The 14,098-nt window shown below is 39.2% G+C and carries 13 protein-coding genes; 11 read left to right on the forward strand and 2 right to left on the reverse strand.

The window, feature by feature from the left end; genetic code table 11:
* Window positions 1-4: 4 nt before the first annotated feature.
* The 6 genes from KIP84_RS06270 to KIP84_RS06295 all read left to right on the forward strand — a co-directional run bounded on the left by KIP84_RS06270 (window position 5) and on the right by KIP84_RS06295 (window position 5,411).
* Window positions 5-853 (forward strand): TauD/TfdA family dioxygenase, encoded by an 849-nt coding sequence (locus tag KIP84_RS06270; protein ID WP_213689530.1) that lies wholly within the window; start codon window positions 5-7, stop codon window positions 851-853.
* A 59-nt stretch (window positions 854-912) separates the two neighbouring features.
* On the forward strand, window positions 913-1,965 hold the full coding sequence (locus KIP84_RS06275; RefSeq protein WP_057070495.1) for a 3-keto-5-aminohexanoate cleavage protein: 1,053 nt from the start codon (window positions 913-915) through the stop codon (window positions 1,963-1,965).
* Between the two features lie 117 nt (window positions 1,966-2,082).
* Complete coding sequence (locus KIP84_RS06280; RefSeq protein ID WP_213689531.1) at window positions 2,083-3,432, forward strand: MFS transporter; 1,350 nt, start codon at window positions 2,083-2,085, stop codon at window positions 3,430-3,432.
* Complete coding sequence (locus KIP84_RS06285) at window positions 3,429-4,085, forward strand: DsbA family oxidoreductase (RefSeq protein ID WP_213689532.1); 657 nt, start codon at window positions 3,429-3,431, stop codon at window positions 4,083-4,085. Before KIP84_RS06280 ends, KIP84_RS06285 begins: the two co-directional genes overlap by 4 nt.
* A 14-nt stretch (window positions 4,086-4,099) precedes the next feature.
* Complete coding sequence (locus KIP84_RS06290; protein ID WP_081404607.1) at window positions 4,100-4,408, forward strand: Rieske 2Fe-2S domain-containing protein; 309 nt, start codon at window positions 4,100-4,102, stop codon at window positions 4,406-4,408.
* Window positions 4,401-5,411: a putative sulfate exporter family transporter gene (locus tag KIP84_RS06295; protein ID WP_213689533.1), complete on the forward strand. Its 1,011-nt coding sequence runs from the start codon at window positions 4,401-4,403 to the stop codon at window positions 5,409-5,411. Before KIP84_RS06290 ends, KIP84_RS06295 begins: the two co-directional genes overlap by 8 nt.
* Before the next feature lie 92 nt (window positions 5,412-5,503).
* Here KIP84_RS06295 and KIP84_RS06300 read toward each other — a convergent pair whose 3' ends face one another.
* A complete protein-coding gene (locus KIP84_RS06300; protein ID WP_213689534.1) occupies window positions 5,504-6,514 on the reverse strand; it encodes an AraC family transcriptional regulator in 1,011 nt (336 codons plus the stop codon).
* 290 nt (window positions 6,515-6,804) lie between these two features.
* Between KIP84_RS06300 and KIP84_RS06305 the strand changes: the two genes are divergently transcribed.
* The 5 genes from KIP84_RS06305 to KIP84_RS06325 all read left to right on the forward strand — a co-directional run bounded on the left by KIP84_RS06305 (window position 6,805) and on the right by KIP84_RS06325 (window position 12,724).
* The gene (locus KIP84_RS06305) at window positions 6,805-7,410 is read left to right on the forward strand and encodes an alpha/beta hydrolase (protein WP_081410479.1); all 606 of its coding nucleotides are present in this window, start codon (window positions 6,805-6,807) and stop codon (window positions 7,408-7,410) included.
* Window positions 7,411-7,510: 100 nt separating this feature from the next.
* Window positions 7,511-9,340 carry a DUF1302 domain-containing protein gene (locus tag KIP84_RS06310; protein ID WP_213689822.1) on the forward strand — a complete coding sequence of 610 codons (1,830 nt, stop codon included), beginning with the start codon at window positions 7,511-7,513 and terminating at the stop codon, window positions 9,338-9,340.
* Window positions 9,341-9,407: 67 nt separating this feature from the next.
* On the forward strand, window positions 9,408-9,827 hold the full coding sequence (locus KIP84_RS06315) for a PH domain-containing protein (protein WP_213689535.1): 420 nt from the start codon (window positions 9,408-9,410) through the stop codon (window positions 9,825-9,827).
* Window positions 9,828-9,999: 172 nt separating this feature from the next.
* Window positions 10,000-11,346, forward strand: a complete 1,347-nt coding sequence (locus KIP84_RS06320; RefSeq protein ID WP_213689536.1) for a sorbosone dehydrogenase family protein — start codon at window positions 10,000-10,002, stop codon at window positions 11,344-11,346.
* A 226-nt stretch (window positions 11,347-11,572) separates the two neighbouring features.
* Complete coding sequence (locus KIP84_RS06325; protein WP_087087867.1) at window positions 11,573-12,724, forward strand: sterol desaturase family protein; 1,152 nt, start codon at window positions 11,573-11,575, stop codon at window positions 12,722-12,724.
* 40 nt (window positions 12,725-12,764) lie between these two features.
* On the opposite strand, the gene KIP84_RS06330 is transcribed toward KIP84_RS06325, so the two are convergent.
* Window positions 12,765-13,967: an MFS transporter gene (locus KIP84_RS06330; protein ID WP_213689537.1), complete on the reverse strand. Its 1,203-nt coding sequence runs from the start codon at window positions 13,965-13,967 to the stop codon at window positions 12,765-12,767.
* Window positions 13,968-14,098 lie beyond the last annotated feature (131 nt).

A 14,098-nucleotide genomic window follows, 5' to 3' on the forward strand; every position in this document is an offset into this window, starting at 1 on the left:
TCTTATGCAAATTGAACAGTTAACTTGCAATATCGGTGCAGAGCTCAGTGGCGTCAAACTTGCTGATGCGATTTATGATGATGGATTATTTGCTGAAATTCGCACACAACTACTTAAACACCGTGTGTTGTTCTTGCGAGATCAGCACTTAACCCGTCAGGATCATGTGGCATTTGCAGAAAAATTTGGACAGTTAGAAGATCATCCTGCGGTAGGCAGCCATCCTGATCATCCGGGTTTGGTGCAGATTTATAAACATCCGGAAAGTCCTGTCGATCGTTATGAAAATGCTTGGCACAGCGATGCAAGCTGGCGCAAGGTTCCACCGATGGGATGTGTGCTGCACTGTGTTGAATGCCCACCTGTAGGTGGTGACACCATGTGGACCAATATGGTTATGGCCTATGCGTCTTTACCCGACGATATTAAGGATAAGATTGCTGACTTACGTGCCTACCACAGCATAGAAGCGAGTTTTGGTGCGGCTATGCCACTTGAAAAACGCTTGGACTTAAAAGCAAAGTTCCCTGATGCTGAGCATCCAGTGGTACGTACTCATCCCGAAACGGGCGAGAAAATTTTATACGTCAACGCGTTCACAACCCACTTTAGTAACTATCACACCAAAGAGCGCGTTAGATTTGGACAAGATGCCAATCCGGGCGCAGCTGAACTACTACGTTACTTAATTTCTCAAGCGTATATTCCAGAGTTTCAAGTGCGTTGGCGTTGGAAGCCTAACAGCATTGCCATCTGGGATAACCGTAGCACACAACATTATGCAGTCATGGATTACCCACCTTGCCACCGAAAAATGGAACGGGCCGGCATTATTGGTGACGCAACCTATTAAGTCTATAGGTTAATAATTTTATCTAATCGAAAATTCTAAAAATACATAAGGAGATGCACATGCAATTCTTTGACGACTCATTGCACCCAGAAAATATGGAAAAAGTGGTAATCACGGTTGCGCCGTATGGACCCGAATGGATGCCAGAAGACTTTCCAGAAGATATTCCTGTGACCATGGATGAGCAAATACAAAAAGCGGTTGAGTGCTATGAAGCAGGCGCGACAGTGCTGCATTTACATGTCCGTGAGCTTGATGGCAAAGGCTCTAAACGCTTGTCAAAATTTAACGAGCTTATTGCAGGGGTTCGTGAAGCTGTGCCTGACATGATTATTCAGGTGGGTGGCTCGATTTCATTTGCACCAGAAAGCGAAGGTGAAGCGGCTCTATGGTTAAGTGATGACACCCGACATATGTTGGCTGAACTCACTCCAAAGCCTGATCAGGTCACGGTGGCAATTAACACCACACAAATGAATATTATGGAATTGCTCTATCCTGAATATTTAGAAGGGACTTCATTGGCACATCCAGCGACTCAAGCAGCATATGCAGAGATGACTGTGCCTGCAGGGCCTGCATGGGTTACCGAACATATTAAGCGCTTATGTAAAAACAATATTCAACCGCACTTTCAGTTAACGGGTATGCATGGTCTTGAGACGCTAGAACGTATGGTACGTAAAGGATTGTATATGGGGCCGTTAAACTTAACTTGGATTGGAATCGGTGGCGGTTTTGATGGTCCAAATCCATTTAATTTCTTTAATTTTATTCATCGCGTACCTGATGGATGTACTTTGACATCAGAATCTTTGCTCAAAAATGTATTACCTTTTAATACGATGTCGATGGCAATGGGTTTACATGCCCGTGTGGGTAATGAAGACACGATCATCGATCATCAAGGACGCCGTTTTTCATCTGTAGAGCAAATTAAGCAAACCGTTCGGATTGCCCATGAATTAGGCCGTGAAATTGCCTCAGGAAAAGAAGCCCGTGAAATTTATCGTATTGGGGTGCAATACAGCAGTATTGAAGAAACCCTAATCGCAAATGGTATGGCACCCAACCGTAAAGCTGGGCAAAAGGGCGTGCCGCAGCGTAAATAATGTGACAAGGTCTAACGGAACTTAGACCTCAATTGTAGTGCAGCTTATTCGCTTTGATTTTAAAAGTGCGTTGCTGCACTAGCTAAATAGAAATTATAAAAAATACAAGGAGGTCGTATGAATGCACATCAGTATTCAGATCAGATGAGCGATGTTGATACGTCAATCAGTATACCTCGTCGTTATGCATGGCTTGTTTTTGCTTTGACATTTGGTCTGCTCATTTCAGATTACATGTCACGACAAGTCTTAAACGCAGTTTTTCCTTTACTTAAAAATGAGTGGTTGCTCAGCGATAGCCAGTTAGGTTTGCTCAGTGGCATTGTGGCGTTAATGGTGGGTTTATTGACTCTGCCGTTGTCTTTAATGGCAGACCGTTTTGGACGAGTGAAAAGCTTGGCCATTATGGCGGCTTTATGGAGTTTGGCGACTTTAGGATGTGCGCTTGCTGAAAATTATGAGCAGATGTTTATTGCTCGTTTTATGGTTGGTGTGGGTGAGGCTGCTTATGGCAGCGTTGGAATCGCAGTGGTTGTGGCTGTTTTTCCACGAGAAATGCGTGCAACACTCGCCAGTGCTTTTATGGCGGGTGGCGTATTTGGCTCGTTTTTGGGTGTGGCTTTAGGTGGTGTACTCGCACAACATTTTGGTTGGCGTTGGGCTTTTGGAGGCATTGCTTTATTTGGTCTCATTTTGGCTTTTCTATATCCAATTTTAGTGAAAGAAAACAGAATAAACGCAACACCTCAAAATAAAATTCGTAGTAAAACCCAGCACATTAAAAGCCCTTTAAAAACTTTATATTCAAGTCGTTCAGTCATTGCCACTTACATTGGTAGTGGTCTGCAATTATTTGTTGGTGGCACAGTGATTGTCTGGATGCCGAGTTATCTCAATCGCTATTACGGCATGAGTACCGACAAGGCAGGCGTAATGGCAGCGGTCATTTTACTATGTAGTGCAGTAGGCACAATTCTATGCGGCATGTTGTGTGATTATTTGGGCCGTAACTGTCCAGATCGTAAGGTCAGTTTAGCGATTACATACTGCTTGCTCGGTTGTGTTCTTTTATTAATTGCTTTTGCTGCGCCTGCGGGACTTAATCAGTTACTTCTCATCTGCCTAGGAATGTTTATTGCCCTAGGAACCAATGGGCCATCTAGTGCCATGGTGGCCAATCTCACACATAACTCAGTTCATGGCTCTGCATTTGCAACACTCACTTTAGCTAACAATTTTCTTGGTTTAGCTCTTGGTCCTTTAGTGGTTGGCAAAGTATCTGATGTGATTGGTTTACATAACGCATTTCAACTCATGCCATTGGTCAGTATTGCAGCTGCAGCCGTATTTTTTTATGCCAAACGCCATTATCACAAAGATATCGCACGCTTTGAGCAGCAAGGAATAATTGAGCTTAAAAATCATTCAGGTAACCAAATACAAAAATGCGGGATGAATAACAAATGATGATTCGGCAATTACACATTGATGTATTTTTTGACTTTATTTGTCCTTGGTGTTTGATCGGAAAACGTCAGTTACTGATCGCTATAAATAGATTTTATCAGCTTCACCCCAAAGTCAAAGTTGTCGTGCACTGGCGAAGTGTTCAGCTCATACCCGACTTGGCAATTGAAGGTGTACCGTTTCAAACGTTTTATTTGAAACGGTTAGGTAGCTTGACAGCAGTTCGTATGAGACAAGAACAGGTCAATAAAGCTGCACATAAAGTTGGGCTCAAGATCGATTTTGAACAGATTAAACGGATGCCAAATACGGCCAAAGCTCATCGCTTATTTGATAAAGCTTTAAAAATAGGAACTCCTGAGCAATGCAATGCGTTGTTAGAACAACTCTTTGCTGCATATTTTTATGATGGGTTAGACATCGGAAATACCACCACTTTATACAAAATCGTGAAACGTTGTGGCTTCTCACCTGAGCTTATCAAAGATTTATTTATTCAAGATCATCAAGATTTTATCTCTGCAAGTACAGGAGGTAATGGCGTGCCTTACTTTATTTTTGATCGGGCTTCTGCCTTAGTGGGTGCGCAGTCAGCAGATGCACTTTATCAAGCGATGCAAGAGGCAATGCTGGCACAAGGAGAGTTGATATGACCAACCGATTTGAAGTGCCTTTCGAGAAAATACCGAATTCAGGTGAGCGGGCTTTTTTTAAAATTGGAGATAAAACTCTCGCACTATTTAACGTTGCGACTCAATTTTATGCAATCGATGACAGTTGTCCTCATCAGGGCGCATCGCTATTTAGTGGACGGTTAGAAGGACGAGTGATTCAGTGTTGTGCCCATGGTCTACGCTTTGATTTAACAAATGGCTGTTTAGTTAATTCTGCTCAGCTCAAAGTTGCAACCTATCCCGTAGAAGTGATCGAGGACAAGGTATTTATTGTGATCGGTTGTGGGGAAAATCATGAGTAGTTTAGTTTTGAAAAATTTTTCCCAGCGTACAAGAGAATTAGCACCAGGTTTTGTGGTCAGTTCGGTCGTTGCAGCGGCTGCCTGTTTTTTATCAGAGCACTATGGCGCGCCAGTTATGCTATTTGCACTACTGCTCGGCATGAGCGTGAATTTTTTAGCGGCTGAAAGTAAATGTAAGGCAGGTATCGAGTTTACCGCACGTAGTGTGCTGCGGATGGGCATCGCGTTACTCGGTATGCGTATAACTTTAGGACAAATTACCGCACTAGGTTGGCAACCAGTTGCGTTAGTTGTCACTTTGGTTGTTGTTACAATTACAGTTTCTGTTATTGCCGCTAAAATTTTAGGCTTCCAAAAACTATTTGGCATGCTCACTGGTGGATCAACGGCAATCTGCGGTGCCTCAGCCGCACTGGCGCTATCGGCTGCTTTTCCAAATCATCCGCAAAAAGAAAAAGCGACTTTATTTACCGTGATTGGCGTGTCGGCACTTTCAACATTTGCAATGATTGTCTACCCGATGATTGCGAAGTGGCTAGAGTTATCGCCACAAGCGGCTGGAGTGTTTCTTGGTGCTACGATTCATGATGTAGCGCAAGTGGTCGGCGCTGGTTATAGCATGTCTACTCAAACGGGGGATACGGCGACTGTAGTTAAACTCATGCGTGTGGCAATGTTGCTTCCAGTAATTGTTTGTGCGGCTATGATTACCCGTATGCAAGGAGCAGATTCAACCGGAGAGCGACCACCATTACTGCCTTGGTTTGCTGTTGGCTTTCTACTACTCGCTTGTATTAATAGTACAGGATGGGTACCAGCGATGGTTCAAAATGGAATTAATGACTTATCACGCTGGTTTTTAGTCATCGCAATTAGTGCTTTAGGGATGAAAACTCAGTTAAAAGAATTAGCATCTGTCGGCATTAAACCAATCCTTTTAATGATCGGCGAAAGCATCTTTTTAGTGGTATTGGTTCTTGGACTTATGCGCTTGTGGTTTTAATTTTAAAAATTAGATTTTTAAGGAAGTTCTGGAGTGGTTCTCCAGCTTCCTTACATTTTAAATGACTTCATTTAGCCTCACATAAAGAGAAATTAATTGAGCAGGGCTTTATTGTGACTACGCCACGTATTCGGTGACATACCAAATTGGCTAATGAACCAACGCGTAAAAGAACTCGGCATTGAGTAACCTAAAATATCAGACACTTGAGCAAGTGAATAATTTAGATTTTTTAAATAACGAAATACGAGGTCTTTGCGTACTTCATTCATTAAATCACTAAAACTCGTCTGAGCTTCTTCTAATCGACGTTGTAAAGTCCGCACATGAATACCATGTGTTTGTGCGACTTGATCAATCGTAGCGCGGCCCATTGGTAAAAGAAGATAAATACTTTTACGAATATCAAAAATCATGGTCGATTCATTGTTATTTTGCAAAATATCTAAATAACGCTGCGCATGGTTAGCCATAGCTAGATTTGCTTGAGGGTTTGTTGTATCAAGTTCGGCTGCCGTACAAACAATGCCATTAAAGTCACTACCAAACTCTAGCGCACAGCCAAAAATCCGCCGATGCAAAGTTAAATCACTAGGCGGGTTATGAGTGAAGTGTACACTTAAAGGCCGCCATTTTTGCATCATGAGTGCTGCACAAAAACGATGGGTGATTCCTAAAGCAAGTTCTGTGGCTTGACGGCTATATCCGTAAGTTGTGGTTATAACTTCTTCTCGAATAACTACTGTATCGTCAATTTCTTCAATATATATTTCAAGTGAGTTATTGAGTAAATTCCTATAACGAACAATCGTTTGTAGCGCTTCTCTCAAAGTATATTGGTAACTTAATAATAAACTCAGTTCACCAAAATCCGCGATTTCGCGTTGCTCTGCCATATGTAAACCGAATACATCGCAATTACTCATTTGGGCTGAGTCTTCAAGCAAGGTAATGGCTTTATCTACAGGAATACGTTGTTTAAGATCATTCAATTGAGTTTGGCTAAGCCCAACACGTGATAATAAATGGTAGGGATTTAGATCTAATTGCTGAGCAACTGCCAAATAATTTTTTAAAGAGGCGGTATGCGCAAGAGGCACCATTTTATTATCTCCTGTTCTTAATCAGCCATATTCCTTACAGCTCATATCTAGTTATAACTAAAATATCTGCATTACAAAAGCTTTTATTTAAGCGCCTAATCATGATGTCGAATCAATTTTAAATCTGTTCTTTTAATTCATTTGTAATTACAAAAACTATTTTAATTAATTTACGAAATTTTAAAAAGATGTGTCGTCAAATGAAAAGTCCGTGACGTCTTATGTACACCATTAACTGAAATGAGCCTTTATTGTGAATGGAGTTTTATAAAAATTCTTATGCATCCTAGATGGCAAAATTCACAGGCGTCGAAATGGAAAAAATACAAACCAAAGCAACAATTTTAATTATTCCGGGGTTACGCGATCATGTTCCCGAGCATTGGCAAACAATCTTAGAAACAAAGCTAGCAAAGGTTCGCTCTGTACCACCTGTAGAAACTAATAAACTCAATTGTGAAAATAGAGTTGCTGCTATTCAGGCACAACTCGAACAAATACAAGGGCCTGTCATTTTGGTCGCACACAGCGCTGGTGTGCTGATGACAATACACTGGGCTGCAAAATATCAACGACCAATTCAAGGAGCTCTACTTGTGGCTCCACCTGACTTAAACGAAAGCTGGCCAGAAAATTATCCAAGCCCAACTGTACTTCATCAAGAAGGATGGAGTCCTTTACCAGATCAAGAACTACCTTTTCCCAGCATTTTGGTTGCAAGCACCAATGACCATTTAGCTCGTTATGAAGCTGTCAGTGAAATGGCAGAAAAGTGGGGTAGTCGACTCGTAAATTTAGGTGAAGTGGGACATTTAAACCCTGCATCTGGCTTTGGCTATTGGCCTTTAGCTGAACAATTCATTCAACAGTTAGATCAGGTCGAACAACCAGCCTAGTGCAAAAAAATACCTGCTTATGTAAACCATTTAAAGCCAATGGATGGCTTTGAGTAATAAGCAATAAATAAAAAAATCATATTTATAGGGAGATAATATGATGGGTCAGTACGTCTATTTAAATCTAAGAAATAATCACGTTCTATATATTCAAAAAATAGGTGTTTCATTAAGCCTAATTTTATTCATGTCTAAAGTGAACGCAGAGAATTTTGATATTGATAAAGATTGGAAGTTCGATACAAAAACGACATTAAGCTTAGGAGCCAGTTGGAGTACGCAAGATCCATCCGTTTCATTACTTTATCGGCCTGACGCAAACAAAATAGGTAAACAAGGCGCTAGCATTGATGTGAATGGTGATGATGGGCGTATGAATTTTAGTAAATATGATGCCATTTCACAGATCATCAGAGGCATAACCGAAGTTAAGCTAAATGGAAAACAGCAGGGTGCGGTCATTAGCACTAAATACTGGTATGACCATGCCTATGAGACAGGGCACGGAGACTTTAAACCCTTTAATGATTCAGCGTGGCCAAGGCTCGCAAAGTTCAAAGGTATCGATTTATGGAATGCCTATATATGGAAAGATTTTGAATTAGACGATGGAAAAAGCATCAATTTAAAATTAGGCAAACAGACTTTAAATTGGGGGAAATCTCAGTTTTTTCAAAACGGTTTAAATTCGGTGAGTGCATTTGATTTTGCTGCAATTAACCGACCGGGTGGTGATGCAAAAGAAAGAATCATTCCAGCCGAAATGTTTTCGTTCGACACAAGCATTATTAAAAATTTGAAAATAGAAGGGTTCTATCAATTTAAATTTAGACCTTCAGTTGTTGATGGTAGCGGAACTTTCTTTGAGATTTCAGACTTTGTGCCCGAAAATGCAGGTCCAGTTCTGATTGCTGGAGGTGGAGATAAATTATCAGATACCGCAATTCGTTTACGTACCTATATTCCACGTGCAGAAAGTAGAAAAGCAAAGGATAATGGCCAATATGGTATTGCTTTAAAACAGACATTAGCCAGTTTAAATAATGCTGAGTTAGGTATTTACTATGCGAACTACCATAGCCGTAATGCAAACTTTGATGGAACGGCTGTAACAGCAGCAGGACCCGAACATTTTAATAGCGCAAGTTATTTTTCTATCTATCCTGAAAATATCAAAATGTTTGGATTAAGTCTGACTGGGAAAGTTGGAACAACAACCATTTTTAGTGAATTAACCCACAAACCTAATCAACCTTTGCAGCTAAACGGCACAGACATTGTCTATGCTCAAGTGCTATCGGAAGGAACACCATTTGCGCCGCCGGGAAAAACTGTTGGATTGGGTCAATATATCCAAGGATATGTACGTTTACCCGTAACACAATTTTCGGTTGGAGCAACTGATAGCATATTCAATATTTGGGGCGCGAATTCGATGACATGGTCTACAGAGTTTGCCTTAAACCATATTGCAGATATTGGTAATCATCGGATTGGTCGGACTGGTGCATTTGGCCGTAGTGAGCTTTCAACAGGTGCTTATAATCCTGAAACAGGTGAGTTTAAATGTACGCCGTATGGTACAGCTCATCTTACCAATGCAGAAATTGATAACTTGAATGAACGCTTTTGTAATAAAAACGGTTTTTTTAATGAATGGTCATTAGGTTACCGATTACGTGGAGCATTAAATTATCAAGATATTTTACCCTCTACAGTGATTACGCCAAGTCTTAGTTTTAGACACGATGTTTATGGATATAGCCAAAACTTTCAAGAAGGGCAAATGAGTGTAACTGCGGCGTTATCTATGACTTATCAGCAAAAATATACAACAGAGATTGCCTATAATAACTTTTTTGGTTCTAATGAATTTAGCACGATAGATGATCGAGATTTTGTATCATTAACATTTAAAGCTAATTTTTAGTTCAATTATTTTATAAAAAATATAGAAAGGCTCGTTATAAATGATATTTAAACGTGGAGGATAACTTTTGAAATTTAAATCAAAAATTGATTGGTGGTTTTTATTAATATTTGTTGTGATCACTGCCAATATCCTTATGAAAATTTATGAAGCAAATTATCATTATTCTTTAGCTTCAAATTTTCCACATCTCGTCATTTATAGTTTAGTCATTTTGGTTATTTGGCTTTCGGTCTTTAACACGTATTACGTAGTAGAAAACAACACATTAATCATTAAGAGCTTGGTATTTCGATGGAAAATTAATATTAATGATATTACCCAAATAGAACCTACTCATAATCCACTTTCCTCTCCGGCATTATCGCTAGATCGACTCAAAATTTATTATATGAAAGATGGAAGAATGGCTACCGTAATGATCTCACCAAAAGATAAAGAGGGTTTCTTAAATATTTTACGCAATAATCCTAACGCCAAGTATTAATGTGTAGTTGATAAATAGAGTCTTTTAAATGTCTAGAAAACACTAGTTATGTATTAAAATTTTGAAAATATAGACGGTAATCCTTAGTTTGGTTAAATAAATAAACTATAAGTCTCTCTTCTAAAGCATTAATCTGTGCTTATTGCGAAAAAATAAGAAATGGAGATAAAAGATGTTTACACGTTTTTTAATGCCAATTTTAGGCACTACAGTTGTAGTTCTTGTTGCAGGATGTGCTTCATCCTCTCAATATCCAATTACTGATAGTTATGGGCCAGACCCAAAACTTCCTGAACCTAAATCAAGCCTATTACCAACTGTTAATATAGCTCCAGCAGAAGGCTGGCCGAGTGGGGTAATGCCAAAACCAGCAGAAGGTTTAAAGGTCAAAGCATTTGCCAAAGGACTTGAACACCCACGTTGGCTTTATGTATTACCAAATGGTGATGTATTGGTTGCTGAAACGGATGCCCCGCCTAAACCAGAAGACAGCAAAGGGATTAAAGGTAAAATTATGTCTTTTGTGATGAGACGTGCAGGATCATCTCATCCAAGTGCAAACCGTATTAGTTTACTTCGTGACACTAATGGAGACGGAGTTGCCGATCAGAAAACAGTATTTCTTCAAAACTTAAATTCTCCATTTGGTATGGCATTGGTCGGTAATAACTTATATATCGCCAATACAGATGCACTGTTGCGTTTTCCTTATCAAGAAGGTGAAACTCAAATTACGGCCAGTGGAACCAAAGTGTTGGACTTACCCGGTGGCCCTTTAAATCACCATTGGACCAAAAATGTGATTGCTAACCCAGCTGGTACCAAGTTGTACATTACCGTTGGTTCTAACAGTAACGTTGCTGAAAATGGTTTAGATCAAGAAAAAGGCCGAGCACAAATTACGGAGTTTGACATCGCAAGTGGTCAGTCACGCCCATTTGCAACCGGCCTGCGTAATCCAAATGGTATGGCTTGGCAACCTCAAAGTGGAAAACTCTGGACGGTGGTTAATGAGCGCGATGAAATTGGGAGTGACCTAGTACCCGACTATATGACGTCAGTTCAAGATGGAGCTTTTTATGGCTGGCCTTATAGCTACTATGGTCAACATGTAGATGTGCGAGTAAAACCGCAAAATCCTGAAATGGTTGCTCGTGCAATTAAACCCGACTATGCGCTAGGTAACCATACGGCTTCTTTAGGCCTTGCATTTTATGCAGCCGAACTCATGCCACAATTTAGAGGAGGGGCATTGATCGGTCAGCATGGTTCTTGGAACCGTAAACCTCACAGTGGTTATAAAGTCATTTTTGTACCATTTAGAAGTGGTCAACCTTCTGGTCCACCGCAAGATATTTTGACTGGATTCCTCAGTGATAAAGGTAAAGCGTATGGACGCCCTGTAGGTGTAGCAATTGATTTCTCAGGTGCTGTGTTAGTTGCAGATGATGTAGGCAATACGATTTGGCGCGTTTCACCAGTTGCTGAGACGACTTATGAGACTCCATATAAAAAATAAATGGTCTAAATCTCATTTTACGACTTCATTATTTTTATCTTATTTAAACAGTATGAGATAAATAAATATTTTAAAATAACTAACTAATTTTCCCGAACTTTGGTGAATTAGTTAGTTTTCTTTATCTATCTATTTTTTAGTCTGAGTTAAATCTGTTTCTTTTTACAATTAATAATTAAATTTTGATAGCATTCGCGTTATACACAATAAGAATTGTATATGAATTATGACCGATCAATTAAGAGCAAAATTTGAAAATTTAGAACTTAACGCAGGTTTAGGGAAAATTAGCGCCTTTATTTCAATGTCACTCAGCTTACTTTGCTTATTTGGTGCATTATGTTTTTTATTTCCCAGTGTATTAACCACTCCAGAACTCCGTCCTCTTTACGCAAAACACTATCACCTTTTTTATTATGGCCTGATCACAGGCATTGTTATTAGTGCTGGTTTCGGTGCTTTTAGTGCCATTATCCGTCAAAACAGATATGGATTTTACGGGCTGTGTTTTTCACTGGTAGCAGCAGTTTTGGGCTGTGGTGTAATTGAAGCACCTGTTTTGCCAAGTGTACCGTTTTATGCAGGTATCGATTATTTTGTACTAACTTTATTTATTTTAGCGTTCATTTTTATTCCACTTGAAGGCTTTTTTGCTAAGAATCCTGAACAAAAAATATTAAGAGTAGGATGGGTGACCGATATGAAATACTTCATGGTCAGTCATATTGGGATTCAATTATTCAGCTTTTTAACGGTTATGCCAATTCAATATTGGATTACACATTTGCCTGATAATCCAATTGTACCTTACGTACAAGCTCAGCCAATTTGGCTGCAATTTATTGAATTACTTATTGTGGTCGATTTTACGGTGTATTGGTTACATCGTGCCATGCATGAGGTTAATTTCTTATGGCGCTTTCACGCGATTCATCATTCGACTGAATATATGGATTGGTTAGCATCTTCTCGTTTGCATGTCATTGAAGTGCTCATGACTCGTTTTATTGCGACTTTACCGATTTTCTTGTTAGGTTTTCATACTTCAGCTGTTTTTGCTTATTTAATCTTTATTTCATTTCACGCTATTTTTATTCATTCCAATGTGCGTTTTCGTTTTCCATATTTGCGCTGGATTATCGCTACACCAGAATTCCACCATTGGCATCACTCTTCAGAAAAACCTGCGATTGATAAAAATTACGCTGCTTTTATTCCTCTATATGATGTCATCTTCAAAAGTGTATATATGCCAAATCATCTGGCAAGCGTGTATGGCACGGTAGGTTATAAAATTCCAAATAGTTTTATAAAACAATTTACATGGCCATTTAAAAAGTATGTAAAGCGGTTTTTAAAACCTTGGCGTGATCAATGAAATAAAAAATAGCCTCAATAGAGGCTATTTTTTTATAGGCTTATTTACTTTTAAAGTTTTTAAAAATCAGAAGAAGGGCAACAAGCGATAGTAAGATAATAAAACAAATATAACTATTTGCTGTATGCATGAGTCCAACTTTTCCAACAAAATAGCCAGCTAAAATTGCAGGAATACTAAATGCCAAGTAACTTTCAACAAAAAATGCAGCCATAAGACCTGCACGTTCTTCTGGTAAAGCTAGAGGCATTACTGTGCGGATTGCGCCCATAAAAGCTGTACCAAAACCAACTCCGGTAATAATAGAACCGAGAAATAAAACTACTGCACTTGTAAGATTAATTGCTAAAAATAAAACAGTTGAACCAATAGCAATTGAAAGAGTACCTGTTAATAAAATACGGTAATTTGTCGACTTCCTAAGCGTTAATATACCGGCTGCACCTGAGAGTGCTAGCGCCATGAAGGTGATTCCGTTTAACCACGCTGAAGATGTCTCGAAAATTTTTACCAGTAAAGAGGGCATAAGTGATAAGAAGAAACCACTAACCATCCAAAGAGCAATATTAATTGGACTAATACTCAATAAAGCGCTTTTTGTTTGTGGCGGAATAGCCATATTGGGTTTTAAAGAGGCAAGTGCACCCGATCTTTTCTGGGCTGTCTCTGGAGTAAAAAAACTTAAAATGAGTTCACAAATAAGAAGAAGACATAAGAATTCAAAAACAAGCTGTAATGGTTGGGCAGAGAATTGCAAAATAGAACAAGTTAGAAATATACCAACAGCCATGCCGACCATTGGTGCGATACTATTAATAAGCGAACCCTGAAGCTTACTAAAATCTAAAATTGCTGCGCCTATAGCCGAGACAGCAAGCCCTGTTGCAATTCCTTGTAAGCCCCGTGCAATAAATAACATCGAAACATCTGAAGCAAATAAGAAAAAGTTCATCGAAATAATTTGCAGAAAAATGGCTGCAATAATGACAGGACGGCGTCCAATATAGTCAGATAAAGAACCAATAATCAGTAATGAACCCAGCAGAGTAAAAGCATAAGTTGCAAAAATTAAAGTCAAAGTGACAGGTGAAAATTGCCAAAGCTGTTGGTATAGACGATAAAGTGGAGTCGGTGCACTAGACGCCGCCATAAAGGTCATGAGCGTGATTGTATTAAGTGTCAATGCACTTGCACTATCTAACTGAAAAACTGATCCAGTCCGTTTTGAACTTGAATTGTTCATATAAGATGAATAACATAAAAGCGAATATTTAGCTTTTATACATTATTTTTACACTAAAGCAAATCCTTAGCTTTAGTGTATTTTGTATATAGATATAAATATTTATAAATTTTTTGATTCCTTTTACAGAG

Source organism: Acinetobacter sp. BHS4 (assembly GCF_018454425.1).
GTDB lineage: Bacteria > Pseudomonadota > Gammaproteobacteria > Pseudomonadales > Moraxellaceae > Acinetobacter > Acinetobacter pittii.

Coding starts and splice junctions, on each gene's coding strand:
- KIP84_RS06285 (WP_213689532.1), top strand. CDS start 3,429: ATGATGATTCGGCAATTACACATTGATGTATTTTTTGACTTTATTTGT.
- KIP84_RS06325 (WP_087087867.1), top strand. CDS start 11,573: ATGACCGATCAATTAAGAGCAAAATTTGAAAATTTAGAACTTAACGCA.
- KIP84_RS06330 (WP_213689537.1), bottom strand. CDS start 13,967: ATGAACAATTCAAGTTCAAAACGGACTGGATCAGTTTTTCAGTTAGAT.
- KIP84_RS06310 (WP_213689822.1), top strand. CDS start 7,511: ATGGGTCAGTACGTCTATTTAAATCTAAGAAATAATCACGTTCTATAT.
- KIP84_RS06305 (WP_081410479.1), top strand. CDS start 6,805: ATGGCAAAATTCACAGGCGTCGAAATGGAAAAAATACAAACCAAAGCA.
- KIP84_RS06270 (WP_213689530.1), top strand. CDS start 5: ATGCAAATTGAACAGTTAACTTGCAATATCGGTGCAGAGCTCAGTGGC.
- KIP84_RS06295 (WP_213689533.1), top strand. CDS start 4,401: ATGAGTAGTTTAGTTTTGAAAAATTTTTCCCAGCGTACAAGAGAATTA.
- KIP84_RS06320 (WP_213689536.1), top strand. CDS start 10,000: ATGTTTACACGTTTTTTAATGCCAATTTTAGGCACTACAGTTGTAGTT.
- KIP84_RS06280 (WP_213689531.1), top strand. CDS start 2,083: ATGAATGCACATCAGTATTCAGATCAGATGAGCGATGTTGATACGTCA.
- KIP84_RS06275 (WP_057070495.1), top strand. CDS start 913: ATGCAATTCTTTGACGACTCATTGCACCCAGAAAATATGGAAAAAGTG.
- KIP84_RS06300 (WP_213689534.1), bottom strand. CDS start 6,514: ATGGTGCCTCTTGCGCATACCGCCTCTTTAAAAAATTATTTGGCAGTT.